This window comes from Rhizobium sp. NXC14, from assembly GCF_002117485.1.
Taxonomy (GTDB): domain Bacteria; phylum Pseudomonadota; class Alphaproteobacteria; order Rhizobiales; family Rhizobiaceae; genus Rhizobium.
This window is the reverse complement of record NZ_CP021030.1, coordinates 4282916-4307552: the sequence shown is the minus strand read 5'-3', so window position 1 is coordinate 4307552 and position 24637 is coordinate 4282916. Positions and strand designations below refer to the sequence as shown.

Sequence of the window (24637 nt, the reverse complement as noted above, 5' to 3'; positions counted from 1 at the left end):
GAAGGCGGAATAGTCTATCTGGTGATATAGGATTTTATAATTTTGGATAAATGATGAAGCGCCGAGTCGCCATCAGCATTCTTGGAACGACTCTCGACGTGGGCCGGCGGGAAGACCGATGGACGCGCTGGCGGCCGAACGTCGGCCTTTGCCAACAGGCCGGTCTTTTTATCGATCGGCTGGAATTGATCCACGACAACCATTCCGACTGGCTGGCCAAGACTGTGATCAGGGATATCGAGACGATTTCGCCCGCGACGGAGGTTCGCCAGCGCATCATCAATCTGCGGGACCCCTGGGACTTTTCCGAAGTCTATACGAGCCTCAGGGATTTTGCCCGGGACTACAGTTTCGATCCCGAGGCCGAAGACTATTTCGTCAACATCACCACCGGCACCCATGTCGCCCAGATCTGCTGGTTCCTCCTGACCGAAGCGCGCATCATCCCCGGCAGGTTGCTGCAGCTCTCTCCGCCGCGCGAGCGCGAGCCGGGACAGGATTTCGCGGGAACCCATCGCATCATCGATCTTGATCTCTCGCGCTATGACGAAATCGCCAAGCGCTTCGCATCCGAACAGGCCGATGCCGCCTCATTTCTGAAATCCGGTATTTCGACGCGAAACCCCGCCTTCAACCGCATGATCGACGAGATCGAGCGCGTTGTGATCCGTTCTACCGCACCCGTCTTGCTGACCGGCCCGACCGGCGCGGGAAAATCGCAACTTGCCAAGCGCATCTACGAACTCAAGAGGGTCGAGCGAAAAGTCAGCGGTCCGTTCGTTGAGGTCAACTGCGCAACGCTCCGCGGCGATCACGCCATGTCGGCGCTTTTCGGCCATGTCAAAGGCGCCTTTACCGGCGCGGCAGGCGAACGGCCCGGCCTGCTGAAGTCGGCGGACAAGGGTGTGCTCTTTCTCGATGAGATCGGCGAACTCGGCCTGGATGAACAGGCCATGTGCCTGCGGGCGATCGAGGAGAAGCGCTTCCTGCCCGTCGGCGCGGACCGCGAAGTTTCCGCCGACTTCCAGCTTCTGGCGGGTACCAATCGCGATCTCGGTGAAGCCGTCCACCACGGTCAATTCCGCGAAGATCTCTTTGCCCGGCTCAATCTATGGACTTTCCAGCTGCCGGCGTTGCGCGAGCGCAAGGAGGATATCGAGCCCAATCTCGATTTCGAACTTCGACGTTTCCTCGATCGTGAAGGGCAGAATGTGACCTTCAACAAGGAGGCTCGAAGCCGCTATCTCACGTTTGCGACCGGCCCCGATGCTCTCTGGAGCGCGAACTTCCGCGACTTGTCCGCCTCCGTGACGCGCATGGCAACGCTCGCGCCTCAAGGTCGAATCACTGTCGAGGTAGTCGACGACGAGATTCGACGCCTAGAGGCCGCCTGGCGCGGCTCCTCGGCACGCCGGTCATCCGACCACATCCTCATCGATCTGCTCGGCGAGGACGCCGTTAACAGCCTCGATCGTTTCGACGCCGTTCAACTCGCCGCCGTTGTTCGCACCTGCCAGGAGCATGTCAGCGCCAGTGCCGCGGGCCGGGCACTGTTTGCAAACTCGCGCCTGGAAAAAAAGAGCAGCAACGACGCCGATCGGCTTGCCAAATATCTCGCGCGCTTTGATCTGAAATTCGAAGACGTAAGAAAATCCCGCTAGGCGGCGTCTCCTCATCAGCACCTGGCCCTTGCGAACCATCGCCAACCGGTCGTTGGGAGGCTGCCGCTTGGGTCCGTTCCGTACCTGTGTCTTCGGGATGTGCAAGAGAAAAACTGGAGCGGGCGAAGGGATTCGAACCCTCGACCCCAACCTTGGCAAGGTTGTGCTCTACCCCTGAGCTACACCCGCTCAATCCGCATCGGTCCGGGGTAGTCGTTGGACCGTGGGGGCCGCCTCGTGGCGACGGGCGCTATATGGCCTAACGGATTTTCAAATGCAACAGGGAAATGACGGAGAAGCGAAGAAAAATTTCGGTGTCCGGCGAGGCAGAGCGGAAAGGCCGCAAAACTGGGGGCAGAGCGTCGGTTGCGAAGATTGCCAAATATTGTGGACGGACTTAATCAGGACGCCTCGACTTTTCCTTATCTCCGTTCGATGGATTGCCCGATGTCCGATAATACCCCCAAGACAAGAGAAGAATTGTTCGCCTTCCTCGACGGGCTCGGCATCGCCCATAAGACAGTGGATCATGCGCCTGTTTTCACCGTAGCCGAATCAGTTGCGTTGCGCGACGCGATCCCCGGCGGCCACACGAAGAATCTTTTCATCAAGGACAAGAAGGACAGGTATTTCCTGCTGACGGTGGAGGAGAATGCCGAGGTCGACCTCAAGCAGGTTCACACCATTATTGGCGGGTCCGGCCGGGTCTCCTTCGGCAGAGCGGAGAAGCTGATGGAGTATCTCGGTGTCATTCCGGGAGCGGTCACTGCCTTCGGCGCGATCAACGACATCGGCGGAAACGTCACTTTCGTGCTCGATGCCGATCTGATGGCCGAGGAAATCATCAACTGCCATCCGCTCTCCAACGATGCGACAACATCGATTGCGAGCGGCGACCTCATCCGTTTCATGGAAGCGACCGGACATAAGCCGCTTGTCTTGAAAGTGACGTCCTGACATACGATTTTAGCGCTACAATGACGCCGGCAGGATCGGCGCGGCGGGAGATACCTATGAGCGGCAGCAACAACCCCTATAACGGTTCCTTCGGAAATCAGATGTCGGCGACGGCAAGCTTCGGCGCTCAGCCGGAAGCGGCGGCTGCGGCCGGCAGCTACATCAGCGAAACGACGACTGCGAATTTCGGCAAGGACGTCATTGAGGCGTCGCGCAAACAGCCGGTGCTGGTCGATTTCTGGGCGCCGTGGTGCGGTCCCTGCAAGCAGCTGACGCCGGTCCTGGAGAAGGTGGTCAATGAGGCCAAGGGCCGCGTTCGACTGGTCAAGATGAACATCGACGACCATCCCTCGATTGCCGGTAAGCTCGGAATCCAGTCGATCCCCGCCGTCATTGCCTTCGTCAACGGCCGTCCGGCTGACGGCTTCATGGGTGCGGTGCCGGAAAGTCAGATCACTCAGTTCATCGACCGTATTGCCGGGCCTGCCGGTGCCGATGAGGCGGCCGAAATCGAAGCCGTGCTGACGGAAGCGGCGGAGCTGCTCGCTGCTGGCAACGTCAACGAGGCGGCGCAGCTTTACGGCGCGGTCATGCAGGCCGATCCGGAGAATGCCAAGGCGCTTGCCGGCATGGCCGAATGCATGATCGCCGCAAACCAGCATCAGCGGGCCCGCGAAACGCTGACTGATCTGCCCGAGGAGCTTGCGAAGGACGCCGGCATCCAGGCGGTGCTGAAGAAGCTCGACCAGATCGAGGAGGCGCGCAAGCTCGGCGATCCCGTCGCGCTCGAGCAGGAGCTGGCGACCAATCCCGACAATCACGAGGCGCGGCTGAAGCTCGCCAAGATCCTCAATGTCGAAGGCCGGCGCGAGGAAGCCGCCGAACATCTGCTTCACATCATGCGCAAGGATCGCGCCTTCGACGATGACGGCGCCCGCCGGCAACTGCTGCAGTTCTTCGAGGTCTGGGGTTTCAAGGATCCGGCGACGGTTGCCGCGCGGCGCAAGCTTTCGGCAATGCTGTTCTCTTAAGATGAACATCCGCCCTTGCGTTTTCGGGCGGGGGCACCACATTCTCGTCAGGACGGGCGCGCCCGTCCACCAGAATGCGGGACGGTTTCATGCAAGTCGGTAATGCCAGATACCTGAAGCCGGGCGATCTGCCTGATGCGATCGCAGTCTTCCCCCTGACCGGGGCCCTCCTCCTGCCCGCCGGGCAGCTTCCCCTCAACATCTTCGAGCCGCGTTATCTGGCGATGCTGGATGCAGCCCTTGCCGGAAACCGGCTGATCGGGATGGTCCAGCCGGCACTCGGCGAACATGAGGACAAGGGCGGCGAGCACAACCTTGCCGCCGTCGGCTGCCTCGGTCGCATCACCTCCTTTGCCGAGACCGGCGACGGGCGCTATATCGTGTCTCTGACCGGCGTCTGCCGCTTCCGGCTCCTGGAGGAGAAGGTGACCAGCGATCCCTTCCGCACCTTCCGCATCGCGCCCTTCATTGCCGATCTCTCGGCCGAGAACGAGGAGGAGGCGGTCGACCGTACGGCGCTGCTGACCGCTTTTAAGGCCTATCTCGATGCCAATAAGCTGGAGGCCGACTGGGAGAGCGTCGAGCGGGCCAGCAACCTGACGCTCGTCAATTCACTTGCCATGATGTCGCCGTTCGGGCCGGCTGAAAAACAGGCGCTCCTGGAGGCGCCGGACCTGAAGACGCGGGCCGAGACGCTGATCGCCATTACCGAAATCGTGCTGGCGCGGGTCTTCGGTGACTCCGATACGGTTCTGCAGTAAACTGTGGTCATGGACGAAAAACTGAGCCGCGTCGATCCGAAACTGCTGGAACTCCTGGTCTGTCCGCTCTCCAAGGGCCGGCTTTCCTATGATCGCGAACACAATGAGCTCGTCTCGGAAAAGGCGCAGCTTGCCTATCCGATCCGCGACGGCATTCCGATCATGCTGGTGTCCGAGGCCCGCCGCCTCGACGAATAGCCTCTCCGAATTCGGCTAAATCGTCTGGCCGGCCAGCAGCCGCGGATTATCCTTTGCCGCTGTTCCGGCCGCCTGGCTGATGAAGAAGGATTTGAGGCGCGGCAGCCGGTCGACGATGCCGAGACCGACATCGCGAGCGATACGGATCGGCATTGCGTCGTTGGAGAAGAGCCGGTTCAGCACGTCGGTCGTCACGCCCATACGGAAGGTGTCGAAGCGCCGCCAGGTCTGGTAGCGCTCGAGGATGTTGATCGAGCCGATATCAAGACCGAGGCGGTCGGCCTCGACGATCGTTTCGGCGAGCGCCGCCACGTCCTTGAAGCCGAGATTGAGGCCCTGTCCCGAAATCGGGTGGATACCGTGGGCGGCGTCGCCGGCCAGCGCCAGACGTGGAGCGACGAAGGCGCGGGCAAGCGTCAGGCCGAGCGGAAAGGCGCGTTTGTCGCCGATGACCTTGAGCGCCCCGAGCTTGTGGCCGAAGCGGCGTTCCAGTTCCTCCTCGAAGATCAGATCGTCGGCGGCGACCAGCCTGTCGGCATCATGCGTGCGTTCCGTCCAGACGAGCGAGGAGCGGTTGTTCCGGAGCGGCAGGATGGCGAAGGGGCCGGCCGGCAGAAAATGCTCTTCGGCACAGCCGTCATGCGGCCGCTCATGTTCGACGGTCGCGACAATGCCGGACTGCCCGTAGTCCCAGGTGACGGTCCTGATGCCGGCGAGATCGCGCAGCCTTGAGCGCACGCCGTCGCAGGCAACCACCAGCCGGGATTCCAGCGTGCTGCCGTCCGAAAGCGTGACGTCGGCATGGCTGTCGTGGGTTTTGAATTCGGTCGCCCCAAGCCCGTGGCGGATGTCGATGCCGAGCCGCTGGCAGAGACCGCGCAGTGCTGCCACCATGGCAAGGTTCGGGATCATGTGTGCGAAGGGCCGGCCTTCCTCCACTTCGCCGTCGAACGTCAGGAATACGGGACGGACCGGATCGGAGGTCCGGGAATCGGTGACGATCATCTTGGTGATCGGCTGCGCTTCAGGCTCTATCTCGTTCCAGATGCCGAAGACTTCGAGCATCTTTGAGGCCGCCGCGATGATGGCTGAAGCGCGCGTATCGTTTTTCCAGACATGCTCGGGGGCGGCCTCCACGACCGCGACGTTCAGATGGGGTGCTGCCTGCTTGACCGCGACCGCCGCAGAAAGGCCGACATACCCCCCGCCCACAACCAGCATATCCAGCATCGCGCCGCTCCCGTACCTTGTGCCTCAGATGTGATCTATATAGATCATCGCAACTTCACTTCCTACCGCCGGGAGGCATACAAAATGACGCGCGAGACGAGCGAACCTTCGGCGATGGAGAGGCTGCTTGCGACGCTCGATCTGGAGCCGATCGAGGTCGATATCTTCCGCGGCCGCAGTCCGCAGGCCGGCTGGCAGCGGGTCTTCGGCGGCCAGGTCGTCGGCCAGGCGCTGATGGCGGCACAGCGCACCATCGGGGCCGAGCGCTTCGTTCATTCGCTGCACGCTTATTTCATGCGCCCCGGCGATCCCTCGGTACCGATCATCTACCAGGTGGAGCGCATCCGCGACGGATCGAGCTTCAACACCCGGCGCGTCGTCGCTATCCAGCACGGCAAGGCAATCTTCGCGCTGTCGGCTTCTTTCCAGGTCGAGGAAGCAGGCTTCGACCACCAGATCGCCATGCCCGAGGTGGCGATGCCCGAAGAGCTGCTTGGCGAGCAGCAGATCAAGGAGCAATATCTCGCGCATGCACCGGAAGCGATCCGGAAATATTGGGAGCGCGAGCGGCCGATCGAGATCCGTCCCGTCTCGCTGACCCATTATTTTTCCGACAGGAAGCTCGAGCCCCGGCAGGACGTCTGGGTGCGCGCCACCGGTCCGGTTCCCGATGACCGGCTCTATCAGGCGGCGGTGCTTGCCTATCTCTCAGACATGACGCTGCTCGATACGTCGCTTTATGCCCACGGAACGTCCATCTTCGACCAGAGCCTGCAGGTGGCAAGTCTCGATCACTCCATGTGGTTCCACCGACCCTGCAAACTCGACGACTGGCTGCTCTATACGCAGGACAGCCCTTCGGCTTCGGGCGCCAGGGGATTAACCCGCGGGAGCCTGTTCACCCGGACAGGTGTGCTGATCGCATCGGTCGCGCAAGAAGGATTGATTCGGAAAAAGGCAAATGAATAAATAACAGGCATATTTGCAGATTTGCGCATTATTTGTGCGCTTATTGCTCGGTCAATTGCCTGTTTATTGGCATTCCCAATTATAACATTTATTTTTCAATAAGTTAACTTCGGCTTCGAATCTGGCACGTCCTTTGAATGTATATCGCCGGTCGCTGTTCAGGAACGTCAGCGGCAAGGAGAGTCGGCTCCGCGCCGAGGATAACGAAGGATGGGAAACCAGATGAAAATTGTGATGGCTATTATCAAGCCGTTCAAGCTCGATGAGGTCCGCGAAGCCCTTACGGCGATCGGCATTCAGGGCCTGACCGTAACCGAAGTGAAGGGCTACGGGCGCCAGAAGGGGCATACCGAAATCTATCGCGGCACCGAATATGCGGTCAGCTTCCTGCCGAAGCTCAAGATCGAAATCGCGGTTGCATCGGAACTTGTCGACAGGGCGGTCGAAGCCATCGCGGCGTCGGCCAAGACCGGCCAGATCGGTGACGGCAAGATTTTCGTCTATTCGATCGACCATGCCGTGCGCATCCGTACGGGCGAAACCGATTCAGAAGCGCTGTAAGAACGGCAGATCAAGGAGCCTTTTCCAATGTCAATCTCGAAGTTTTCTTCCACCTTTGCGCGCGTCGGCGCTGCATCGGCCGCGCTTCTTGCGCCGGCCGTCGCTTTTGCGCAGGAGACTGCCGCGCCAGCTGCTGCCGCCGCTGCTCCTGCCTTCACCATGGACAAGGGTGACAATACCTGGATGCTCGTCTCCTCGGCGCTCGTCCTTCTGATGACCATCCCCGGCCTTGCGCTTTTCTACGGCGGTCTCGTGCGCGCCAAAAACATGCTCTCCGTGCTGATGCAGGTCTTCATGATCACGGCGGTCGTGTCGCTGATCTGGGTGACCTACGGCTATTCGCTCGCCTTTACCGACGGCGGCTCGCTGAACAGCTTCATCGGCGGCTTCTCCAAGGCCTTCCTCGCCGGCGTCAACACATCGTCGCTTGCCGAAACCTTCTCGAAGGGCGTCGCCATTCCGGAATACACCTTCATCGTCTTCCAGATGACCTTCGCCTGCATCACGCCCGGCCTGATCGTCGGCGCCTTCGCCGAACGCGTCAAGTTCTCGGCCGTCATGCTCTTCGTCGTGCTGTGGGTCACCTTCATCTACTTCCCGATGGCGCACATGGTCTGGTTCTGGGGCGGCCCGAGTTCCTACAGCGCACCGGCCGGCCTGATCTTCTCTTACGGCGCAATCGACTTCGCCGGCGGCACGGTCGTTCACATCAATGCCGGTATCGCCGGCCTTGTCGGCGCCATCATGCTCGGCAAGCGCACGGGCTATAAGAAGGAAATCATGGCTCCGCATTCGATGACGCTGACCATGGTCGGTGCCTCGCTGCTCTGGGTCGGCTGGTTCGGCTTCAATGCCGGCTCCAACCTCGAAGCCAATGGCTATGCATCGCTTGCGATGATCAACACCTTCGTCGCGACGGCCGCCGCCGCCGTGTCCTGGTGCATCGTCGAAAGCCTCGCCCGCGGCAAGGCCTCGATGCTCGGCGGCGCTTCCGGTGCCGTCGCCGGTCTCGTCGCCATCACGCCGGCGGCAGGTTTTGCCGGTCCGATGGGCTCGATCGTTCTCGGCCTCGTCGTCTCGCCGATCTGCTACTTCTTCGTCGACGTCGTGAAGAATAAGTTCAACTATGACGACAGCCTCGACGTCTTCGGCGTCCACTGCATCGGTGGCATCATCGGCGCTCTCGGCACCGGCATCCTCGTCAATCCGGCGCTGGGCGGTGCAGGCATTGTCGACTATTCGACGGCTGATTTTGCCGCCACCTATGCCGGCACGGCAACCCAGGTCTTGAACCAGGCGAAGGGCGTTCTCACCACCCTCCTGTGGTCGGGCATCGGTTCGGCGATCCTCTACAAGATCGTCGACGTCGTCATCGGCCTGCGCGTCTCCGTCGAGGCCGAGCGCGAAGGTCTCGACCTGGCGACCCACGGCGAAGCCGCCTATCACTCGTAATCTCGGCCTTGGGCGCCCGCGTGAGGGCGCCCCACACAGCCCGTCGCGGCTCTCACCAAGAGCCGCTCTTGGCCCGAACCTTCCACCGGTTCGGGCCTTTTTATTTTCATCGCCGGCATTGGGCACGCCGGAATGCATGGTTAACATCGCTTTAACCCGGCTCTGGTTAGGTAGAGCGGACGCATTTGGCATGGCGAGGCTTCGGCGATTCGCCTGCCCTCAGGCATTGGACGGGTTAGACACATGGCAAGAAGCACGTCGCCGGCAATGGATGGCCGTCCGGATCGGTTCTCCCTCTCGGCATTCATGCTGCGGCAGATCCAGGCACTCATCGGCTTTGCGATCTTTCTGCTGCTGGCTTTCTCAGTTGCGGCGCTGGCGACGTGGAATGTCGCCGATCCGAGCTATTCCTACGCCACTGCCAACCTGCCGACGAATATTCTCGGCTACAGCGGTGCTGCCTTTGCCGATATCGTCATGCAGTTTCTGGGGCTTGCCAGTGTCGTGGCGATGCTGCCGATCGTGGCCTGGGCACTGACGATGATCTCCGGCCGTCGCTTCGACCGCATTCCCGCCCGCATCGGCGCCTGGCTTGCCGGCTCCGTGCTTTCCTCCGCCGTCATCGGCTGTTTTCCTCCGCCGCTCACCTGGCCGATCCCGAACGGTATCGGCGGCGTCATCGGCGATATGATTCTGCGTTTTCCCGCACTCTTCGTCGGCGCCTATCCCACAGGGACCTTCGCCATGGTCGTCGGCTGCATTTTTGCCGTGCCGACGGCCTGGATGATGCTCTTCGCATCAGGCCTCGTCGGCCGCAGCGAGACCGAGGACGAAATCGAGGACGATTACGTCGAGACAACAAGCAAGGCGCGGGTGGTCGGAGACGAGGATGAGGAAGAGGACGAATCGCGCTGGGTCGCTTTCAGCGGCGCGATGACGCATGCCTGGTTCATGAGCCAGGGCCGGCTGCGCCGGCTGTTCGGCATGGGACCGCGCAAGCGGCGCCAGGGTGATTTCGAATCGCCCTATGATTTCAACGACGATGAATTCGGCACGCTGAACGAACCGGTCCGCGCCAAAGCGCCGGCCGTTCGCGGCGAGCGCCTCGAGCCGTCGATGGAGCCGCGCTCGGCTTCGCTCCGCCGCGTCGCCGCGCCATCGCTTTCCATCGACGATGAGGATGAGGACGACGATCCGCCCTTCGATACCGACATGCCGCCGCGTCCGGCCGACATTCTGCCTGACGACGATGATGACGACTGGATGATCCGTGCGCCGGCAAAAGCCGCCGCCAAGCCGGAGCCTCGCGTCGTCCCGGCGATCACGCGTCCGAAGCCCGGCGCGCGTGTCGAGCGGGAAGCGCAGGGCTCGTTCATTCGTCCCGAGGGCTTCCAGCTTCCCTCCATGCATTTGCTCGCCGAGCCCAGGAACGTGGTGCGCGATTCGACACTGTCGGCCGATGCGCTGGAGCAGAATGCCCGCATGCTCGAAGGCGTGCTCGAGGATTTCGGCGTCAAGGGCGAAATCATTCATGTCCGTCCCGGCCCCGTGGTCACGCTGTACGAACTGGAGCCGGCGCCCGGCATCAAATCGTCGCGCGTCATCGGCCTTGCCGACGATATCGCCCGTTCGATGAGCGCCATTGCCGCCCGCGTCGCCGTCGTGCCGGGCCGCAATGCGATCGGTATCGAACTGCCGAACCAGACACGCGAGACCGTCTATCTCCGCGAACTGATCGCGTCGCGGGATTTCGACGGCAGCAAGGCCAAGCTCGCCATGGCGCTCGGCAAGACGATCGGCGGCGAAGCCGTCATCGCCGACCTCGCCAAGATGCCGCATCTGCTCGTCGCCGGCACCACCGGTTCGGGCAAATCGGTCGCCATCAACACGATGATCCTGTCGCTGCTCTACCGCATGACGCCGGAACAGTGCCGGCTGATCATGATCGACCCGAAGATGCTCGAACTCTCCGTCTATGACGGCATTCCGCATCTGCTTTCGCCTGTTGTCACCGATCCGAAGAAGGCCGTCGTCGCGCTGAAATGGACGGTGCGCGAGATGGAAGAGCGCTACAAGAAGATGTCGAAGATCGGCGTGCGCAACATCGACGGCTTCAACACGCGCGTCGAACAGGCCTTGTCGAAGGGTGAGGTGATCTCGCGCACGGTGCAGACCGGCTTCGACCGCCATACCGGCGAAGCCATGTACGAGACCGAGGAATTCGATCTGAAGCCGATGCCCTATATCGTCGTCATCATCGACGAAATGGCCGATCTGATGATGGTCGCCGGCAAGGATATCGAAGGCGCGGTCCAACGCCTGGCGCAAATGGCGCGTGCGGCCGGCATCCACGTGATCATGGCGACCCAGCGCCCTTCGGTCGACGTCATCACCGGCACGATCAAGGCGAATTTCCCGACCCGCATCTCCTTCCAGGTCACCTCGAAGATCGACAGCCGCACGATTCTCGGCGAGCAGGGCGCCGAACAGCTGCTCGGCATGGGCGACATGCTCTACATGGCGGGCGGCGGGCGCATCCAGCGCGTCCACGGCCCGTTTGTTTCTGATGTCGAGGTGGAAGAGATCGTCTCCTACCTGAAAACGCAGGGCTCGCCGCAATATCTCGATGCGATCACCGCCGATGACGACGAGGACGGCGATTATGGCGGCGGCGGCCCGGCCGGCACGTCGAACCTTTCGGATTCGGAAGATCCCTATGATCAGGCCGTCGCCATCGTGCTGCGCGACGGCAAGGCTTCGACCTCTTACGTCCAACGCCGACTTGGTATCGGCTATAATAGAGCCGCCTCGCTGATCGAGCGCATGGAGAAGGAAGGCATCATCGGGCCGGCCAACCATGCCGGCAAACGAGAAATCCTCGTTCCGACCGAGGGCGACATCCTCGACCGCTGAGACAAGCGCCATATATTTCTGATGTGGCCGCTTTGCGGAAACGTAACGGCATCAACGCCGTTGCTTTTCGCGCGCCGATCGCAACGCCTTGAAGACGCCGCCTTTCAGCGGCATGCAGATCGCATTAAGGAGATTTAGATGCGTAACTCCGATTCCTTCCTCTCCGGCCTGGCGATGACGCGCCGCGATCTTCTCGGCGCTTTCGCCGTCGCTGCTGTGGCGAGCGCCGTCCCTATCAGCGCCATCGCGCAGGCGGCAGCGCCCGCCTCCGGCACCGCGCAGGCAATCGCCGATCATTTCTCCGGTGTCACGACGATGCAGGGCGAATTTGTCCAGTTCGGTCCGCGCGGCGAACAAACCGGCGGCAAGTTCTTCATCCAGCGTCCCGGCAAGCTGCGTTTCAACTACGACGATCCGTCGCCGATGCGGGTGATCGCCGATGGCAAGAACGTAGCCATCGGCAATACCAAGCTCAAGACCTGGGATCTCTATCCGCTCTCGAAGACTCCGCTCAGCCTGCTCCTGGCGCAGCATATCGACCTTTCGGCCGGCATGGTGAAGGGCGTGAAGGAGGAGTCGGACCTGACGACGATCGCGCTCGGCAACAATACCGTGTTCGGAAACTCGACCATCACCATGATGTTCGATCCGAAGACCTATGATCTGCGCCAGTGGACGATCACCGACAACCAGGGCAAGGATACGTCGGTGATGATCTTCAACGTGAAGACGGGCGTGCAGTTCGACGACCGCGTCTTCCGGGTGCCCTACGAGAGCATTCCCGGCACGGCAGCTTCACGCGACTGAGGGTTTTCGGTTGATCGCCTGAAGCCTTTGCACGCTGCCAGTTTCCTCCTGCGTGCCGTTGTTCTAAAGCCCTTCCATGAAAGTGTGAAAGGGCTTGGGCATGGGTTTTTCGATTACGACTTGGAACATCAATTCGGTGCGGCTGCGCATGCCGATCGTCGAGCAGCTCGTGCTCAAACAGAGGCCTGACATTCTCTGCCTGCAGGAGACCAAGGTGCCGAACGAGCTCTTCCCGGCAGCACCTTTGCGAGCGATGGGCTACGATCACATCATCATCCATGGCCAGAAGGGCTATCACGGGGTCGCAATCGCCTCGCGCATTCCGCTGACGGAGGATCACCGGCAGGATTATTGCGGCGTCGGCGATGCCCGCCACATATCGGCGGTGTTCGAACGCGGCAATCGCCGTGTCCGGCTGCACAATTTCTACGTCCCGGCCGGCGGCGACGAGCCGGATCGCACCATCAATCCGAAATTCGGCCACAAGCTCGATTTCATCGAGGAGATGAAGCAGTTGAAAGCCAATGGCGAGGCCAATACCTCCGCCATCCTCGTCGGCGACCTCAATATCGCGCCTCTGGAGCACGATGTCTGGTCGCACAAGCAGCTGCTGAAGATCGTCAGCCATACGCCTGTTGAAACGGACGGGCTCATCGAGGTGATGAAGCGCGGCGGCTGGCTCGATCTCATGCGCCAGCACGTGCCGGCAAGCGAGAAGCTCTATACCTGGTGGAGCTACCGGGCCAAGGATTGGGAGGCTGCCGATCGTGGCCGTCGCCTCGACCACATCTGGTCCTCATCCGATCTCGGGCCGCATCTCCAGCGGATCGAGATCCTCAAGGAAGCGCGCGGCTGGGACCGGCCGTCGGATCATGTGCCGGTCACGGCGCATTTCGATTTCTGACGGCAATCAGCTGAATCGATGGAACTGGCTTGCCGCCTTGGCTGCAAGTTCGGCGAGATTGTCGCGGATGCGGTTTTCGATCAGGCGGGCCGCATCGGGATATTCCTCGAGTAGCCGATGGAAGAGGGCGCGGGTGATGCGGATGATGCTTGTGTCTTCGCGCGCGATCGCGGTGAACTTGCGCTCCACCAGGGTGACCAGCGCCAGCTCCGAAATCAGTGTTCCCGGTCCGGCGACAGCCTCCGCCCGCTGCATGCCGTCGCTGCTCGTCGTGCTAAGTTCCAGGCTGCCGCTCAAGACGACGTAGGCGCTCTCGGCCGGGGAGCCTTGGCGGAACAGCATCTGGCCGGCGGCGATCATGCGCCGGTCGGCGCCGAAGGCGATCAACCGCAACTGGTCCTCGCTCATGTCCTTGAACAGCGGAAGCTGGGAAAGCAGATGAATGTCGTCGGTCAGCGCCATGTCGGCTTTTCGCCTTAGAGCAATTCCAACAGAAGCGCCTGGCGGTTTTGCCAGGAAAAGCGTGAAACGCTTTTGCTGGGAGCTACGTGAAAACAAAGAGTTAGAGCATCTCTGGAGAAAACGGAATGCTCTAGGGTATGATCTTGTAGCCGCCGTTTTCCGTCACCAGAATTTCGGCGTTGGAGGGATCGCGCTCGATCTTCTGGCGCAGCCGGTACACATGGGTTTCCAGCGTGTGCGTGGTTACACCGGAATTGTAGCCCCAGACCTCTTCAAGAAGCACGTCACGGGTGACGACCTTCTGTTCGGCGCGGTAGAGATAGCGGATGATCGCCGCTTCCTTTTCCGTCAGGCGGATCTTCTGGCCGTTGTCGGTGGTGAGCAGTTTCTGGCTTGGCTTGAAGAGGTAAGGACCGACGGTAAAGGTCGCGTCTTCGCTCTGCTCGTGCTGGCGCAATTGCACGCGAATGCGCGCCAGCAGCACAGCGAAGCGGAAGGGCTTGGTGACATAATCGTTGGCGCCTGCTTCGAGGCCGAGGATCGTGTCCGAATCGGTATCGTGACCGGTGAGCATGATGATCGGCGCCTTGAAGCCGCCCTTGCGCAGGAGCTTCACCGCTTCGCGGCCGTCCATGTCGGGCAGGCCGACATCCATGATCAAGAGGTCGACCGGCGTCGAACGGGCGGTCGCAACACCTTTGCCGGCGTTGGCTTCCTGCAGAACCGTGAATTCCTCATAAAGCGACAATTGCTCCGTCAGGGTCTGACGAAGATCCTCGTCGTCATCCACCAGAAGAATGGTGCGTGCGGTCATGCCGTTGCGTCCTCAAAGTTAAGTCCCCTAGTCCTACGCCAAATTGCAGCTTTGGCAAGGATCGGCCGGCGGTGCTGTTGCCGCGCAGCTTTTCATATGATTTCAATCAAGGCCTCAAGCAATGCAAGACATGCGAGAAAAATGGAAAAAGCAAGGCGGAGCCGGGGCATGCGGTCATCGACGATCATGGTGCGCCCCGCGCCAGGGAAGAAGAGCCGCGCCATCGTCCGATTCGGCGCAATCACCATCCCTGCCGCGATCGGCCGTTCGGGCCGGACCATCCTCAAACGCGAGGGTGACGGCGCCACGCCGATCGCCGCGATGCGGCTGATTTCCGGCTTCCGGCGTGGCGAACGGAATGGTCAGCTCATCACCTCGCTTCCCCTTCGCCGCATCCGCGCAGACATGCTCTGGTGCGACCAGCCCGGCAACGCCAACTACAATCGCCTCGTGCGCACGCCATTCGGCGCAAGTCATGAGGAGATGCGGCGTAGCGACGGCCTCTACGATATCTGCCTTGTCATGGACTGGAACATTTCCTCGCGGGTGCGCAACCGCGGTTCGGCGATCTTCTTCCATCTCATCAGGCCTGGCTACGAGCCGACGGCCGGCTGCGTAGCCGTAAGCCTGCGTGACATGCGCCGCCTTCTGCCCCACCTTCGAAAGGGAACGATTGTCCGGGTCCTCTGATTGTCTTCAGGATGCCGCCACCTATATGGTTCCGGTGACCGGACGCTCCGGCTGAAATGCGTTCCGGGACGTCCGCAGGTGCGGGCGCAATCCATGCCTCGTCCAATTCTTCAAACTCCCGGAGATATATTGTGACCGCTCAACCCATCATCACTTTCCATGACGGACATTCCATTCCCCAGGTCGGTCTCGGCGTCTGGCAGACGCCGCAGGAGATTGCCGCGCCGACGGTACGCACTGCCATTGCCGCCGGCTATCGGCATATCGACACGGCTTCGGGTTACGACAATGAAGAGGGTGTCGGCGAAGGCATCCGCTCGTCTGGCCTCGACCGAAAGGATATCTTCGTCACCACCAAACTCAGGAATACCGACCAGGGCTACGACAATGCGTTGCGCGCCTTCGACGGCAGCCTCAAGAAGCTCGGCTGCGACTATGTCGACCTCTATCTCATTCACTGGCCGTCGCCGCATCGCGGCCTCTACGCCGAGACCTGGAAAGCGTTCGTGCGCATCCGCGAAGAGGGCCGCGCCCGCTCGATCGGCGTGTCGAACTTCTATCCCGAACATCTCGAGCGCATCATCGGCGAGACCGGCGTCGTTCCGGTGATCAACCAGATCGAACTGCATCCCGACTTTCAGCAGAAGGCGGCGCAGGAGGTTCACAAGAAACTGAATATCGCCACCGAATCGTGGAGTCCGCTCGGTCAGGGCAAATTCATCTCGAACAAGGTCATCGGCGAGATTGCCAAGAAACATCGGAAGACACCGGCCCAGGTGATCATCCGCTGGCATATCGATACCGGCCTCGTCGTCATCCCGAAGTCGGTCACGCCGTCGCGCATCGAGGAGAACTTCCAGGTGTTCGACTTCAAGCTGGATGCCGACGACATGGCGGAGATTGCCAAGCTCGACACTGCTGGCGCCCGCATGGGTCCGGATCCGATGACGGCGGCTTTCTGATCGCCGGTTGCGCGAACACCGCCGATCGGCTGTCGGCGCCGCAATGTAAAAGCCGCCCGATGCGCGGAGACGCATCGGGCGGCTTTATCTTTCATTCCGTCGGACGGATCAGTTCCACTCGCGGATATCGACGAAGTGCCCGGCAATTGCGGCGGCGGCGGCCATGGCCGGCGAGACGAGATGCGTGCGGCCCTTGAAGCCCTGACGGCCTTCGAAATTTCGGTTCGAGGTCGAGGCGCAACGCTCGCCCGGCTTAAGGCGGTCGTCGTTCATGGCAAGGCACATGGAGCAACCCGGCTCGCGCCAGTCAAAACCGGCGGCCTTGAAGATCTTGTCGAGGCCTTCGGCTTCCGCCTGTTCCTTGACGAGGCCGGAGCCGGGGACGATCATCGCGTTGACGGTCGAGGCGACGGTCTTGCCCTCGACGACCTTGGCAGCGGCGCGAAGGTCTTCGATGCGACCGTTGGTGCACGAGCCGATGAAGACGCGATCGACAGCGATGTCGGTCATCTTCGTGCCCGGCTTCAGGCCCATGTAGTCAAGCGCACGCCACTTGGAGGCACGCTTCGTTTCGTCCTGGATCTCATCCGGATTGGGTACGATGCCCTGGACCGAGACGACGTCCTCAGGCGAGGAGCCCCAGGAGACGATCGGCGGCAGTTCGGCGGCGTTCAGTTTGACGACGCGGTCGAAATGAGCGCCTTCGTCTGATTTCAGCGTCTTCCAGTAGGCGATCGCCTGTTCCAGCGCTTCACCCTTCGGCGCGCGCGGCTTACCCTTGATATATTCGAAGGTGGTTTCGTCAGGGGCGATGAGGCCAGCGCGGGCGCCGCCTTCGATCGACATGTTGCAGATCGTCATGCGGCCTTCCATCGACAGCGCACGGATCGCTTCGCCGGCATATTCGATGACGTAGCCGGTGCCGCCTGCGGTGCCGATCTCGCCGATGATGGCAAGAACGATATCCTTGGCGGTGACGCCTGCCGGCAGCTGGCCGTCGACCTGCACCAGCATGTTCTTGGCCTTCTTCTGGATCAGCGTCTGGGTGGCGAGAACGTGCTCGACCTCAGATGTGCCGATGCCGTGGGCGAGCGAGCCGAAGGCGCCATGGGTGGAGGTGTGGCTGTCGCCGCAGACAATCGTCATGCCCGGCAGGGTGAAGCCCTGTTCCGGCCCGATGATGTGGACGATGCCCTGGCGCTTATCGTTCTCGGAATAATATTCTACGTTGAATTCGGCAGCGTTCTTGGCGAGCTGCTCGACCTGGATGCGGCTTTCCTCGTTCTTGATGCCGAGATGGCGGTCGGCCGAGGTCGGAACGTTGTGGTCGACGACGGCGAGCGTCTTTTCAGGGGCGCGAACCTTGCGGCCGGACATGCGCAGGCCTTCGAAAGCCTGCGGCGAGGTGACTTCATGGACCAGGTGGCGGTCGATGTAGAGAAGACAGGTGCCGTCTGCCTGCTCGTCGACCAGGTGGTCGTCCCAGATCTTGTCGTAGAGGGTACGCGGTGCGCTCATGGCGGTAAGTCCGTTTTTGGAAGCTTTGGAAAATCGGAAAAAGCGGATCAGGCTCCGCGGGCCGTCATTCGATCAACGAAGTCGGCTGTTGAGCGCACCGGAGACGCATGCAAAGAACCGCGCCGGCAGGCGATAATGATCCTGCAGCACGAATATATGCGCGCCAATGCAACTGAACTTGGATTCCATGGCGCTGGATATAGCGATTTTTGATCGAAACGGCAATTCGAATCGTGAGCGCGTCCTTTCTGCATCCGAATGGACGCAGGTGTTTAGTGTCGCGGCATCTGCTTCATCTTCTTCTCGATCCGCCGCAGCGCCAGCGACAGTCCGATCGTCAGGATCAGATAGATATAGGTGACGATCGAATAGGTCTCGAAGAAGCGGAAGGAGCCGGAGGCATAGACCTTACCCATCTGCGTAATATCGGCCACGCCGAGCACCGACACGAGAGACGAATCCTTCACCATCGAGACGAAATCGTTGGAGAGCGGCGGGAGGATGACCCGGATCGCCTGCGGGAAGACCACGAGCCGGAACCGGCGGTAGCGCGACAGGCCGAGCGACTTTGCCGCCTCGATCTGACCGATATCGACGGACTGGAAACCGGCGCGGAAGACCTCGGCGATGAAGGAAGAATAGCCGATCATCAGCGCGATGATGGCCCGCCACATCAGCGACAGGTCGCGCACCAGGATCGGCTCGGCGATACCTGATTTCACCAGGGGCGTGATGATGAAGTTGTAGGTCGTGACGAAACCGGGCGCACCGACGAAGGCGACGTAAAAGAGCAGCACCAGCATAGGGATGCCGCGGATGATCTCGATGTAGAAGCGGGCGATCTGGCGCAGCACGATGCTGTCCGCCAGCCCGAGCAGCGCGATGCCGAGACCAAGCACGGTTGCCAGCGCAAAGGCGACGAGCGTCACGAACACGGTGACGCCGACGCCATTCACCACGGTCCGGAAGACCTGGGTGTAAATGTCATTGGTGATGATGACGACGGCGAGAACGATGCCGATCAGGACAAGGACGGCCAGCCACCAGGGACGGTCGTCCTTCTCGTGTCGCGGGGATGGTTGTGGCGCCATCTGCGATCGCTCGGCGGATTATTCGCCCATCTTGTAGTCGAGGAACCATTTCTTGTTCAGTGCGTCGAAGGTGCCGTCGGACTTCAGCGCTGTGATAGCCGCATTGACGGGAGCGACGAGATCGGAACCCTTCGGGAAGATGAAGCCGAAATCCTCGGTGCCGAGCGGCTCTCCGACCACCTTGAGGGCGCCGTTCGAAGAATCGACATAGCCCTTGGCAGCGACGCTGTCGGTGAGGACGAGATCGACGTCGCCTGTTTTCAGGGCTTGCACGGTTGCGCCGAATGTTTCGAAAAGCTTGACGCGCGGGTTCTGTTCGTTGCCGTCGAGGATTTCATAGACGGCTGTGTAGAAAGGCGAGGTGCCGGGCTGGGCGCCGATCAGGCCTTCCTTGAATTCACCAAAGGACTTGGCGTCGGTGAAGCGCTTCTCGTCCCCGCGCACCAGCATGAATTGCTGCGAGCGCATATAAGGATCGGAAAAATCCACCTTCTGCTTGCGGTCATCCTTGATCGTGATGCCGGTCATGCCGATGTTGTACTGGCCGTCGGAAACCGCCTGGATCATCGCGTCCCAGCTGGTGTTCTGGTACTCGACCTTGAAATTCAGCCGCTTGGCGATCTCGTTCATCGCGTCATATTCCCAGCCGATCGCCTTGCCGGATTTCGGGTCGACGAACTGCAGCGGCGGATAGGCATTCTCGGTGACGACGACGACGGTCTTGCCGCCAAGATTCGGCAATTCGGCGGCCGATGCGGCAAGCGGCAGAAGAGCAAGGGCGGCAAAGCCAGCAAGAACGGTGCGGCGAAACAACATTGAACGGTTCCCTCAAATGAACGGCAAAAACTGTCACGGAAGATGGGTGTGAGGCAAGGCCGCCGGCTGCGTGGCGAAGCAAAAAATAGAAAAGGCGACCCGAAGGCCGCCTTTCCAGGAATAGAATTTTGCGCAGATCTTATTCTGCTGCCGGTTCCGCTGCGGCGGCTGCTTCAGCAGCGGCCTTGGCTTCGGCAGCTTCTGCTGCTGCCTTTTCGGCCGCGAGCGCCTGGGCGGCTGCAACCTTCTCGGCTTCGATACGGGCCTTCTCCTCGGCGACAGCAGCGCGTTCGGCGTCGTTGAGCTTGCGGGCGCGAACGCCGGTGTCTTCGACGATACGAGCGGACTTGCCGCGACGGTCGCGGAGGTAATAGAGCTTGGCGCGACGGACCTTACCGCGACGAACGACGTCGACGCTTTCGATCAGCGGCGAGTAGACCGGGAATACGCGCTCGACGCCTTCGCCGTAGGAGATCTTGCGGACCGTGAAGTTTTCCTGCAGGCCGCCGCCGGAGCGGGCGATGCAGACGCCTTCATAGGCCTGAACGCGGGTACGGTTGCCTTCCGTGACCTTCACGTTGACGCGGACGGTGTCGCCCGGGGAGAATTCGGGGAGGGTGCGCTTGGCTTCGATCTTGGCGGCCTGTTCGGCCTCAAGCTGCTGGATGATGTTCATCGTCTTAACCTTTGGTTCTTCTGAAACAGCCAGAGCGCTCGACACTGATCCTTTGGGTTAGCCTCAGGATTTTGCCCTTGCGGGCGGGAGCGGATTCGCCATTCTTTGTTTGCTGGCAGACGGGGCTAACCCCATTTCCGCGTGCGCCAATACACGAAAGGCCGGGGCTTGTCATCCCTCGCACGACATTTTTGTGAAAAGGCCGGCGAAATCAGCCGTTTTTCTCGCTTTTAACGCTTTCGAGCAAGTCCGGCCGCCGTTCCCGCGTCAGTCGCACCGCTTCCTGGTGGCGCCATTTCTCGATGGCCCCGTGGTTGCCGGACGTCAAGACGGAGGGAATTTCCCGGCCTTCCCACTCTTGGGGGCGGGTATAATGGGGATGTTCCAGCAGGCCGCCCTCGAAGCTTTCGTGCAGGCCGGAAAGATCGTTGCCCATAACGCCGGGCAGGGTGCGGATGATCGCATCAAGCAGAACCAGCGCCGCCGGCTCGCCACCCGACAGCACGTAATCGCCGATCGAGATCTCTTCCAATCCGCGTGCCTCGATGACCCGCTGGTCGACGCCCTCGAAGCGACCGCAGACGATGATCACGCCGTCACCCGCCGCAAGCTCACGCACGCGCCGCTGAGTCAGTGGACGGCCGCGCGGGCTCATCAGCAGGCGCGGCCGGGGATCATTCTCACCGCCGCTGTCGATCGCGCGAGCAAGAACGTCTGCCTTCAGCACCATGCCGGCGCCGCCGCCCGCCGGGGTGTCGTCGACGGTGCGGTGTCTGTCAGTGGCGAAATCACGTATTTGCACCAGATCCAGCGACCATTGCCCACGCTCCATCGCCTTGCCGGCGAGCGAGAAGCCAAGATGCCCCGGAAACATTTCCGGATAAAGTGTCAGTATGCGCGCCCGGAAAGCCATTACTTCTTCTTTTTCGGCTTGCCCGCAGTGAACTGCGACAGCTCGGGCTCATCGACCAGTCCCGCCGCCAGCGGATCGATCAGCAGCGTACCGGCTTCGAGATCGATTTCCAGCACCGAGGCTTCGGAGAAGGGAATGAGGACCGGGCGCTTGCCCGGACCCTTGAGCTCCAGGAGATCGCCGGCGCCGAAATCGAAGACGCCGGTGACCGTCCCGTAGCTGACGCCCTTGTCATCAAGCGCTTCAAGCCCTTCGAGATCTGCATAGTAGAATTCGTCGTCCTCGAGCTCCTCGTCCGGCAGGTTGTCTCGCTCGATATAGAGTTCGAGTCCGTTCAGCGCTTCGGCGGCGTTGCGGTCGTTGATGCCGCGGAAACGGACGACGACGACGTTCTTCATCTCGCGGATCTCGAGGATTTCGAAGCTGCGTCCGTCCGTGCTGTGCAAAAGGCCGTAATCGCCGAGCGCAGTCGGATCGGCCGTGTAGGCCTTGGCGCGCACCTCGCCCCTGAGGCCCTGTGCGCCGCCGATCGTCGCCATCAAAACCGGGTTTTCAAGCTTTGTCATGGGTTCCTTCATGTGAAGCCGAAAGACAGGTTTCTCATAAACGAAGTGCGGGCGATTGGAAACGAAAACGGGCGGCATGTCGCCATGCCGCCCGCTCGAAAAGGGGATGTCCGGATTATTCCGCGGCGTCAGCAGCAGCTGCTGCGGCGTCGGCGATCTTCTGGGCCTTTTCGGCGGCGCGTTCCTGGGCGCGTTTGCCAGGCTTCGCCTTGAGCGGGTTGTTCTTGGCTTCGCGCTTGGCAACGCCGGCTTCGTCGAGGAAGCGCAGGACGCGGTCAGTCGGCTGAGCGCCGTTGTCGAGCCAATGCTTGATGCGCTCGGCGTTCAGCTGAACGCGCTTTTCGTCATCCTTGGCGAGCATCGGGTTCCAGGAGCCGAGATTTTCGAGGAAGCGGCCGTCACGCGGGCTGCGCGCATCGGCGAGAACGACGTGGTAATACGGGCGCTTTTTGGAGCCACCGCGGGCGAGACGAATTTTCAGTGCCATGTTCTTTACTCCTTAGGCTTTTTCTAGACCGCTTCGTAAGGCGGTATGGTTATCGGGCTGCGGCGTTCTGTTCAGCGTGGTCCGCAGCGATCTGCTCATGATGCCGGATGACTTCCTTGATGACGAAGTTCAAGAACTTCTCGGCGAAATCCGGGTCCAGATTGGCGGCTTTCGCCAGCTGGCGAAGGCGTTCGATCTGGTATTCCTCGCGCGCCGGATCGGCCGGCGGCAGATTGTATTTGGCCTTCAACACGCCGACCTCTTTGGTGCAGCGGAAGCGTTCGGCCAGCATGTGCACGAGAGCGGCATCGATATTGTCGATCGACTGACGATAGCTCCCGAGCTGGGCTTTGACGTCCGGATCAATCATGGGGCAAGCGATCCTTTCACTTCTTCTTCGGCAATCCGGGCAAACCCGGGAAACCACCGCCAAGACCCGGCAGCTTTGCGCCGCCGAGGCCAGGCAAACCACCCGGCAAGCCGCCGAGACCGGGCATACCCCCACCCGGTTTTCCCAAACCCGCCGCTTCCGCCTGTTTCTGCAGGGCTTCCAGCTGCTTCGGGTCGATATTCGAGAGATCGGGCATGCCGCCCATGCCGCCGAGGCCCCCCAGCCCCATCTTGCCGGCAAGGCCGCCCATCATCTGCTTCATCAGGCCGCCTTTGCCCTTGCCGCCCATCATCTTCATCATATCAGCCATCTGGCGGTGCATCTTCAGAAGCTTGTTGATGTCGGCGGCATCGGTGCCTGAGCCGGCGGCGATTCGCTTCTTGCGCGAATGCTTGAGCAAGTCGGGATTGGCGCGCTCGGCCTTGGTCATCGACTGGATGATGGCGATCTGGCGGCCGAAAAGCTTGTCGTTCAGACCGGCGGCGGCCATCTTGTCCTTCATGCCGCCCATGCCGGGCATCATACCCATGATGCCGCCCATGCCGCCCATCTTCTGCATCTGGCGCAGCTGGTCGGCGAGGTCATCGAGGTCGAACTTACCCTTGGCCATCTTGGCGGCCATCGCGGCCGCCTTCTCGGCGTCGATGTTCTCGGCCGCGCGCTCGACGAGCGAGACGATGTCGCCCATGCCGAGGATACGGTCGGCGATGCGGCGGGGATGGAATTCCTCGAGCTCGCTCATCTTCTCGCCGACGCCGATCAGCTTGATCGGCTTGCCGGTTACGGCGCGCATCGAAAGGGCAGCACCGCCGCGACCGTCGCCGTCCATACGGGTCAGCACGAGACCGGTGATGCCGACGCGTTCGTCGAAGTTGCGGGCGAGGTTGACGGCGTCCTGACCGGTGAGGCTGTCGGCGACCAGCAGGATTTCATGCGGATTCGATCGCTTCTTGATGTCGGCCATCTCGACCATCAAGGGCTCGTCGATATGGGTGCGGCCGGCGGTATCGAGGATGACGACGTCGTGGCCGCCGAGCTTGGCCGCCTGCACGGCGCGGGCGGCGATATCGGTCGGCGACTGACCGGTGATGATCGGCAGCGTGTCGATATTGGTCTGGGCGCCGAGCTGACGAAGCTGTTCCTGAGCGGCCGGACGGCGCGTGTCGAGCGACGCCATCAGCACCTTCTTCTTATCGCGCGTCGACAGGCGATTGGCGATCTTGGCGGTCGTCGTCGTCTTGCCCGAGCCCTGCAGGCCGACCATCATGACCACGACGGGGGCCGGCGCATGCAGATCGATGCCGACACCTTCGCCGCCCAGCATCTCGATCAGCTCGTCATGGACGATCTTGACGACCATTTGGCCGGGTTTGATCGACTTCAGGATCTCGGCGCCAACTGCCTTTTCACGCACGCGGTCAGTGAAGGAGCGCACGACGTCGAGTGCGACGTCGGCCTCCAGCAACGCGCGGCGAACCTCGCGCAGCGCTGCAGAAACATCGGCTTCCGAAAGCGCGCCACGGCCTGTCAGTCCATTCAGAATGGATCCGAGACGGTCCTGGAGGTTTTCAAACATCAGCTCTTCCTTGATACGTTTCGGGCGGGTTGATCTGCCCGGAAACGTTGTGCTTTTCCTTGACGAAAACAAGACGCAAAGCCAAAAAGCACCCGAGGGCGCATCGCGCTGTCGGGTGTTGACCTCCGGGATCTCGGTGTCCCGGTCGGCGGCTCGGAGTCATGTGGCTCGTCGCGGATTGGCCGCGATAAACAGGAAAGCGGCGGGAAAGTCAAGGCGAATGCGGGCCGA

At 61.4% G+C, this 24637-nt stretch carries 25 protein-coding genes and 1 tRNA gene; 13 read left to right on the top strand and 13 right to left on the bottom strand.

Annotated elements, in window-relative coordinates; translation table 11 throughout:
* Window positions 1–53 precede the first annotated feature (53 nt).
* Window positions 54–1661 (top strand): RNA repair transcriptional activator RtcR, encoded by a 1608-nt coding sequence (rtcR, locus tag NXC14_RS21070; RefSeq protein WP_085779784.1) that lies wholly within the window; start codon window positions 54–56, stop codon window positions 1659–1661.
* A gap of 114 nt (window positions 1662–1775) precedes the next feature.
* Here rtcR and NXC14_RS21065 read toward each other — a convergent pair.
* Window positions 1776–1850: transfer RNA gene (locus NXC14_RS21065), tRNA-Gly, on the bottom strand.
* Window positions 1851–2108: 258 nt separating this feature from the next.
* Here NXC14_RS21065 and NXC14_RS21060 point away from each other — a divergent pair.
* From NXC14_RS21060 to NXC14_RS21045, 4 genes are all read left to right on the top strand, one after another.
* Entirely contained in the window at window positions 2109–2618 is a 510-nt protein-coding gene (locus tag NXC14_RS21060; protein ID WP_085780232.1) for a prolyl-tRNA synthetase associated domain-containing protein, read from the top strand.
* Window positions 2619–2674: 56 nt separating this feature from the next.
* On the top strand, window positions 2675–3649 hold the full coding sequence (gene trxA / locus NXC14_RS21055; protein ID WP_085779783.1) for a thioredoxin: 975 nt from the start codon (window positions 2675–2677) through the stop codon (window positions 3647–3649).
* A 74-nt stretch (window positions 3650–3723) separates the two neighbouring features.
* Entirely contained in the window at window positions 3724–4410 is a 687-nt protein-coding gene (locus tag NXC14_RS21050) for an LON peptidase substrate-binding domain-containing protein (RefSeq protein ID WP_176536246.1), read from the top strand.
* Window positions 4411–4419: 9 nt separating this feature from the next.
* The gene (locus NXC14_RS21045) at window positions 4420–4608 is read left to right on the top strand and encodes a Trm112 family protein (RefSeq protein WP_003567459.1); all 189 of its coding nucleotides are present in this window, start codon (window positions 4420–4422) and stop codon (window positions 4606–4608) included.
* 15 nt (window positions 4609–4623) lie between these two features.
* Here the strand turns inward: NXC14_RS21045 and NXC14_RS21040 are convergent, their stop codons facing one another.
* Window positions 4624–5838, bottom strand: a complete 1215-nt coding sequence (locus tag NXC14_RS21040; RefSeq protein WP_085779782.1) for a ubiquinone biosynthesis hydroxylase — start codon at window positions 5836–5838, stop codon at window positions 4624–4626.
* 84 nt (window positions 5839–5922) lie between these two features.
* Between NXC14_RS21040 and tesB the strand changes: the two genes are divergently transcribed.
* The 6 genes from tesB to NXC14_RS21010 all read left to right on the top strand — a co-directional run bounded on the left by tesB (window position 5923) and on the right by NXC14_RS21010 (window position 13444).
* Window positions 5923–6807 (top strand): acyl-CoA thioesterase II, encoded by an 885-nt coding sequence (gene tesB, locus NXC14_RS21035; protein WP_085779781.1) that lies wholly within the window; start codon window positions 5923–5925, stop codon window positions 6805–6807.
* A gap of 210 nt (window positions 6808–7017) precedes the next feature.
* The gene (locus tag NXC14_RS21030) at window positions 7018–7368 is read left to right on the top strand and encodes a P-II family nitrogen regulator (protein ID WP_003543684.1); all 351 of its coding nucleotides are present in this window, start codon (window positions 7018–7020) and stop codon (window positions 7366–7368) included.
* A gap of 27 nt (window positions 7369–7395) precedes the next feature.
* The gene (locus NXC14_RS21025) at window positions 7396–8820 is read left to right on the top strand and encodes an ammonium transporter (RefSeq protein ID WP_085779780.1); all 1425 of its coding nucleotides are present in this window, start codon (window positions 7396–7398) and stop codon (window positions 8818–8820) included.
* A gap of 243 nt (window positions 8821–9063) precedes the next feature.
* On the top strand, window positions 9064–11733 hold the full coding sequence (locus tag NXC14_RS21020; RefSeq protein WP_085779779.1) for a DNA translocase FtsK: 2670 nt from the start codon (window positions 9064–9066) through the stop codon (window positions 11731–11733).
* Window positions 11734–11871: 138 nt separating this feature from the next.
* Window positions 11872–12540, top strand: coding sequence for an outer membrane lipoprotein carrier protein LolA (locus tag NXC14_RS21015; protein WP_085779778.1), 669 nt, complete (start codon window positions 11872–11874; stop codon window positions 12538–12540).
* A gap of 100 nt (window positions 12541–12640) precedes the next feature.
* Complete coding sequence (locus NXC14_RS21010; RefSeq protein ID WP_085779777.1) at window positions 12641–13444, top strand: exodeoxyribonuclease III; 804 nt, start codon at window positions 12641–12643, stop codon at window positions 13442–13444.
* A 6-nt stretch (window positions 13445–13450) separates the two neighbouring features.
* On the opposite strand, the gene NXC14_RS21005 is transcribed toward NXC14_RS21010, so the two are convergent.
* Together NXC14_RS21005 and NXC14_RS21000 are read right to left on the bottom strand one after the other, a co-directional pair.
* Window positions 13451–13906 carry a cyclic nucleotide-binding domain-containing protein gene (locus tag NXC14_RS21005; protein WP_011427160.1) on the bottom strand — a complete coding sequence of 152 codons (456 nt, stop codon included), beginning with the start codon at window positions 13904–13906 and terminating at the stop codon, window positions 13451–13453.
* 130 nt (window positions 13907–14036) lie between these two features.
* Window positions 14037–14720: a response regulator transcription factor gene (locus NXC14_RS21000; protein ID WP_011427159.1), complete on the bottom strand. Its 684-nt coding sequence runs from the start codon at window positions 14718–14720 to the stop codon at window positions 14037–14039.
* Between the two features lie 168 nt (window positions 14721–14888).
* Here NXC14_RS21000 and NXC14_RS20995 point away from each other — a divergent pair, with 168 nt between their 5' ends.
* Both NXC14_RS20995 and NXC14_RS20990 read left to right on the top strand, forming a co-directional pair.
* Entirely contained in the window at window positions 14889–15410 is a 522-nt protein-coding gene (locus tag NXC14_RS20995; RefSeq protein ID WP_085779776.1) for a L,D-transpeptidase, read from the top strand.
* Between the two features lie 131 nt (window positions 15411–15541).
* Window positions 15542–16372, top strand: coding sequence for an aldo/keto reductase (locus NXC14_RS20990; RefSeq protein WP_085779775.1), 831 nt, complete (start codon window positions 15542–15544; stop codon window positions 16370–16372).
* Window positions 16373–16480: 108 nt separating this feature from the next.
* Here the strand turns inward: NXC14_RS20990 and leuC are convergent, their stop codons facing one another.
* The 9 genes from leuC to ffh all read right to left on the bottom strand — a co-directional run bounded on the left by leuC (window position 16481) and on the right by ffh (window position 24406).
* Window positions 16481–17890 carry a 3-isopropylmalate dehydratase large subunit gene (leuC, locus tag NXC14_RS20985; RefSeq protein ID WP_085779774.1) on the bottom strand — a complete coding sequence of 470 codons (1410 nt, stop codon included), beginning with the start codon at window positions 17888–17890 and terminating at the stop codon, window positions 16481–16483.
* Window positions 17891–18162: 272 nt separating this feature from the next.
* Window positions 18163–18981 carry an amino acid ABC transporter permease gene (locus NXC14_RS20980; protein WP_085779773.1) on the bottom strand — a complete coding sequence of 273 codons (819 nt, stop codon included), beginning with the start codon at window positions 18979–18981 and terminating at the stop codon, window positions 18163–18165.
* 18 nt (window positions 18982–18999) lie between these two features.
* Window positions 19000–19797 carry a transporter substrate-binding domain-containing protein gene (locus NXC14_RS20975; protein WP_085779772.1) on the bottom strand — a complete coding sequence of 266 codons (798 nt, stop codon included), beginning with the start codon at window positions 19795–19797 and terminating at the stop codon, window positions 19000–19002.
* A gap of 139 nt (window positions 19798–19936) precedes the next feature.
* Entirely contained in the window at window positions 19937–20473 is a 537-nt protein-coding gene (rplS, locus tag NXC14_RS20970; protein WP_085779771.1) for a 50S ribosomal protein L19, read from the bottom strand.
* A gap of 211 nt (window positions 20474–20684) precedes the next feature.
* A complete protein-coding gene (gene trmD / locus NXC14_RS20965) occupies window positions 20685–21386 on the bottom strand; it encodes a tRNA (guanosine(37)-N1)-methyltransferase TrmD (RefSeq protein ID WP_085779770.1) in 702 nt (233 codons plus the stop codon).
* A complete protein-coding gene (gene rimM, locus NXC14_RS20960; RefSeq protein ID WP_085780230.1) occupies window positions 21386–21952 on the bottom strand; it encodes a ribosome maturation factor RimM in 567 nt (188 codons plus the stop codon). The genes trmD and rimM overlap by 1 nt, the downstream gene beginning before the upstream one ends.
* A gap of 115 nt (window positions 21953–22067) precedes the next feature.
* A complete protein-coding gene (gene rpsP / locus NXC14_RS20955) occupies window positions 22068–22439 on the bottom strand; it encodes a 30S ribosomal protein S16 (RefSeq protein ID WP_085779769.1) in 372 nt (123 codons plus the stop codon).
* A gap of 49 nt (window positions 22440–22488) precedes the next feature.
* A complete protein-coding gene (locus NXC14_RS20950) occupies window positions 22489–22809 on the bottom strand; it encodes a chorismate mutase (RefSeq protein WP_085779768.1) in 321 nt (106 codons plus the stop codon).
* Window positions 22810–22825: 16 nt separating this feature from the next.
* Complete coding sequence (gene ffh, locus NXC14_RS20945) at window positions 22826–24406, bottom strand: signal recognition particle protein (RefSeq protein WP_085779767.1); 1581 nt, start codon at window positions 24404–24406, stop codon at window positions 22826–22828.
* Window positions 24407–24637: the final 231 nt, after the last annotated feature.

Excerpts from the sequence above, each read along its gene's own strand:
- NXC14_RS21040 (WP_085779782.1), bottom strand. The coding sequence starts at position 5,838 with ATGCTGGATATGCTGGTTGTGGGCGGGGGGTATGTCGGCCTTTCTGCG.
- NXC14_RS20950 (WP_085779768.1), bottom strand. The coding sequence starts at position 22,809 with ATGATTGATCCGGACGTCAAAGCCCAGCTCGGGAGCTATCGTCAGTCG.
- ffh (WP_085779767.1), bottom strand. The coding sequence starts at position 24,406 with ATGTTTGAAAACCTCCAGGACCGTCTCGGATCCATTCTGAATGGACTG.
- NXC14_RS21005 (WP_011427160.1), bottom strand. The coding sequence starts at position 13,906 with ATGGCGCTGACCGACGACATTCATCTGCTTTCCCAGCTTCCGCTGTTC.
- NXC14_RS21060 (WP_085780232.1), top strand. The coding sequence starts at position 2,109 with ATGTCCGATAATACCCCCAAGACAAGAGAAGAATTGTTCGCCTTCCTC.
- NXC14_RS21045 (WP_003567459.1), top strand. The coding sequence starts at position 4,420 with ATGGACGAAAAACTGAGCCGCGTCGATCCGAAACTGCTGGAACTCCTG.
- NXC14_RS20980 (WP_085779773.1), bottom strand. The coding sequence starts at position 18,981 with ATGGCGCCACAACCATCCCCGCGACACGAGAAGGACGACCGTCCCTGG.
- rpsP (WP_085779769.1), bottom strand. The coding sequence starts at position 22,439 with ATGGCACTGAAAATTCGTCTCGCCCGCGGTGGCTCCAAAAAGCGCCCG.
- NXC14_RS21025 (WP_085779780.1), top strand. The coding sequence starts at position 7,396 with ATGTCAATCTCGAAGTTTTCTTCCACCTTTGCGCGCGTCGGCGCTGCA.
- NXC14_RS20975 (WP_085779772.1), bottom strand. The coding sequence starts at position 19,797 with ATGTTGTTTCGCCGCACCGTTCTTGCTGGCTTTGCCGCCCTTGCTCTT.
- NXC14_RS21010 (WP_085779777.1), top strand. The coding sequence starts at position 12,641 with ATGGGTTTTTCGATTACGACTTGGAACATCAATTCGGTGCGGCTGCGC.
- trmD (WP_085779770.1), bottom strand. The coding sequence starts at position 21,386 with ATGGCTTTCCGGGCGCGCATACTGACACTTTATCCGGAAATGTTTCCG.
- rplS (WP_085779771.1), bottom strand. The coding sequence starts at position 20,473 with ATGAACATCATCCAGCAGCTTGAGGCCGAACAGGCCGCCAAGATCGAA.
- NXC14_RS21000 (WP_011427159.1), bottom strand. The coding sequence starts at position 14,720 with ATGACCGCACGCACCATTCTTCTGGTGGATGACGACGAGGATCTTCGT.
- NXC14_RS21030 (WP_003543684.1), top strand. The coding sequence starts at position 7,018 with ATGGGAAACCAGATGAAAATTGTGATGGCTATTATCAAGCCGTTCAAG.
- NXC14_RS20995 (WP_085779776.1), top strand. The coding sequence starts at position 14,889 with ATGCGGTCATCGACGATCATGGTGCGCCCCGCGCCAGGGAAGAAGAGC.
- rimM (WP_085780230.1), bottom strand. The coding sequence starts at position 21,952 with ATGACAAAGCTTGAAAACCCGGTTTTGATGGCGACGATCGGCGGCGCA.
- trxA (WP_085779783.1), top strand. The coding sequence starts at position 2,675 with ATGAGCGGCAGCAACAACCCCTATAACGGTTCCTTCGGAAATCAGATG.
- NXC14_RS21020 (WP_085779779.1), top strand. The coding sequence starts at position 9,064 with ATGGCAAGAAGCACGTCGCCGGCAATGGATGGCCGTCCGGATCGGTTC.
- NXC14_RS21050 (WP_176536246.1), top strand. The coding sequence starts at position 3,724 with ATGCGGGACGGTTTCATGCAAGTCGGTAATGCCAGATACCTGAAGCCG.
- leuC (WP_085779774.1), bottom strand. The coding sequence starts at position 17,890 with ATGAGCGCACCGCGTACCCTCTACGACAAGATCTGGGACGACCACCTG.
- rtcR (WP_085779784.1), top strand. The coding sequence starts at position 54 with ATGAAGCGCCGAGTCGCCATCAGCATTCTTGGAACGACTCTCGACGTG.
- NXC14_RS21015 (WP_085779778.1), top strand. The coding sequence starts at position 11,872 with ATGCGTAACTCCGATTCCTTCCTCTCCGGCCTGGCGATGACGCGCCGC.
- tesB (WP_085779781.1), top strand. The coding sequence starts at position 5,923 with ATGACGCGCGAGACGAGCGAACCTTCGGCGATGGAGAGGCTGCTTGCG.